This window comes from Mojavia sp. (assembly GCF_059505145.1).
Genome location: NZ_JCACKA010000056.1, coordinates 1 through 2,455 on the forward strand (window position 1 = coordinate 1; position 2,455 = coordinate 2,455).

Here is a 2,455-nt window from a genome sequence, read left to right on the forward strand (position 1 = left end):
CTCACAACTTCCCTCTAGATTTGGCTAGCGGTGAGCAAGCTCCTGTTGCAATCAGCGCTCCTGCTATCAACGGCTAATTCTAAATAGAGACACAATAAACCGTATCTCTGTAAGTTAAAAAAAGCGCCCTCCTTGTGGGGGCGTTTTTTATATTCTTTTATTTATTTAATATAAATTACCCAGCGATCGCATATCTCAAGAGATAGACATAAATAATTATTAACCATGTCATTCCAACTCAACCTGATGAATAAAATCAAGCATGAGCGATGTAAATTTTTCGGGATACCAGAGTCCCCATTCGTGATAACCTTCTTCTACAGTCACTAATCTGGCCTTTGGAATCAGTACAACCATTTCCTGAGCAGCCGTTAATGGAGTAGTCAGGTCTTTTTCTGACCACAGTAATAAGCAAGGAACTGTGATTTTTGGCAATAGATGTCTTAAATCTTTGTATAACGACAGCAGTAATGCTTGAATGACATTTCCGGTATTGAATAACAGGTTATGAGAGAAGACTTGAGGAATATCAATTAGTTGCAATTTCAGCTTCGGGATAGAGATTTGGGCTGTCATTTCTATTGCCCGGCGAGGTATCATCTCTGGAATAGATGGAGATGGAATTCCTGTACTATCTACCAGAACCATGCTTCTTACTTTGTCAGGAGCAAGGGTAGATAACGTAATTGCAATTCCTCCGCCTATTGAGTGCCCTACTAAATGCACTTGTTTGATATCTAGGGCTTCTAGAAACGAAAGCAGCAATTTAGCGTAGATATCGTACTCTGGGATAAGTTTACGGTAAGACGAGCGAGCAAAACTGGGCAAATCGGGTGCAAGCAGGGAATGCTGCTGTGCTAGTAGTTCCAAAACTTCCTGATAAGGTTCAGTCGAAATTCCCCAACCGTGTAAAAATAATATGGGAGTTGTTAAGTTTGAATTCAGCCCACTTTGCTTATAAAAAATGCTGATATCTTTCAAATCAATACGATTATTTACCAGTTGAGATTTCAATGTCAAACCTCATAGAGAATAGAATTAGAAGTGATAGGCTTTCACTGACTAGACCACTACTGTAACAAGCATAATTAGTTCATGAGACTACCCGAAGGGATATATTAGACTAATTAAGATCCGCTTGTTATTTTTGCGTACCGTCAGAAAATAGCCAATTGGCAAGTGCGATCGCCCCAATAAAAATTCTCTATTAACTATACTATTCTGCTAACATCCTGCATCCCCAACCACAGGGATTTTCACCTTTTGCTGATTCTGTTTCACATGAACAGTGCCTTCTTTAATAGCAACAGTTTCAATTTCTCCCTTAGCACCAAGCTTTACTGCAACGTCAACAGTGATTTTGCCATCTTGACTACGAAAGGTCTGAAACGTTTTTTGACCATAAAAAGCCTTTCCGTTAGCTTTAACACGATTAAATTTGGTAATTTTACCGTTGATCATCATCTCCATTGAGTTATCGTTCAGACCGTTGAACAAGATAAAGCGATTTTTATTTGCGCTGTTTGGTTTCCATAAAGTCATTCCGCAACCACGCCCACTTATCTGTTCCAATTCAAATTCGCCTACTTTGGGTAGCGCTGTAGCTTGACTAGCTTGAAATAACACACAACTAGTTAACAAAGATAAAATTGCAATTTTTTTCATTTGTCTGAACAACGTCTCAACAAGCAACTGAGCCGCCTCATTGGTTTGTATAAACTAATTACAATCGGGAAATTCCAGTTTCCTGATCAAAATTTCATTTTCTCCCGATTGGATGATCAGCGTCTACCGAAAGGGTTATGCGCGTTGTACCAACTAGCTGCGAACCCGGAGGCGGGTTCCTCGCATTGAGCAAGCGTCTCCTGTCAAAAACGCTACTCGAAAGATAGGCGCACAGGAGAGAGATGAAGTGTAATTATTGTTACGAGCGGTCAAGTATAATGCCGTTTAACACTACGCTTGCAATTCCAGCAAGGAAATCTCTTCAGGATTTCCAATTAGATGCCAAAAGAGTGCGATCTCACCTACACTATTGGCAATCATCCCCAATTGCTCCGATGTTGCATCGTTTTGCATTTCTGCTAAGAAGTGTTTGGCAGCAAGGATAGTGTTTTGACGTCTCAATGTTTTCTGTTGTGATCGTCCAGCCATCTTTTTGACTTTAGAGCATTACATCTAATTTAATTTCTAGATTACAGAAATGTTCTTGAGCCTACATCATTCCTGAGAATAATATCTATCGGTGTAAGCCTTTTGAATTTTAGTAATGCGCTTCTATATATAAAGGGGTTATGAGGAACCTAAAGGCTGACAGGTGTAGATTTTTTCCAAGGGTGTGACAAAAGCTATTCCGGCTGACTCAAAAGCTGCTTCGGAGAACTCAAAAGCTATTTCGGCGAACTCAAAAGCTATTTCGGAGAACTCAAAAGCTATTTCGGAGAACTCAAAAGCT

At 39.8% G+C, this 2,455-nt stretch carries 3 protein-coding genes and 1 pseudogene; 1 reads left to right on the plus strand and 3 read right to left on the minus strand.

All coding sequences use genetic code 11. The annotated features are described in order from the left end of the window. A pseudogene (locus tag AC5JL8_RS11070) lies at positions 1-77 on the plus strand (photosystem II protein D1); the annotation flags it as partial. Between the two features lie 151 nt (positions 78-228). Here AC5JL8_RS11070 and AC5JL8_RS11075 read toward each other — a convergent pair. The 3 genes from AC5JL8_RS11075 to AC5JL8_RS11085 form a co-directional block, all read right to left on the minus strand. Continuing rightward, positions 229-1,014: an alpha/beta fold hydrolase gene (locus AC5JL8_RS11075; protein ID WP_495879827.1), complete on the minus strand. Its 786-nt coding sequence runs from the start codon at positions 1,012-1,014 to the stop codon at positions 229-231. A gap of 210 nt (positions 1,015-1,224) precedes the next feature. Then, positions 1,225-1,665, minus strand: a complete 441-nt coding sequence (locus AC5JL8_RS11080) for a hypothetical protein (protein ID WP_495879828.1) — start codon at positions 1,663-1,665, stop codon at positions 1,225-1,227. A gap of 291 nt (positions 1,666-1,956) precedes the next feature. Continuing rightward, positions 1,957-2,154 carry a hypothetical protein gene (locus AC5JL8_RS11085; RefSeq protein ID WP_495879829.1) on the minus strand — a complete coding sequence of 66 codons (198 nt, stop codon included), beginning with the start codon at positions 2,152-2,154 and terminating at the stop codon, positions 1,957-1,959. Between the last annotated feature and the right edge of the window lie 301 nt (positions 2,155-2,455).

Excerpts from the sequence above, each read along its gene's own strand:
- AC5JL8_RS11080 (WP_495879828.1), bottom strand. The coding sequence starts at position 1,665 with ATGAAAAAAATTGCAATTTTATCTTTGTTAACTAGTTGTGTGTTATTT.
- AC5JL8_RS11085 (WP_495879829.1), bottom strand. The coding sequence starts at position 2,154 with ATGGCTGGACGATCACAACAGAAAACATTGAGACGTCAAAACACTATC.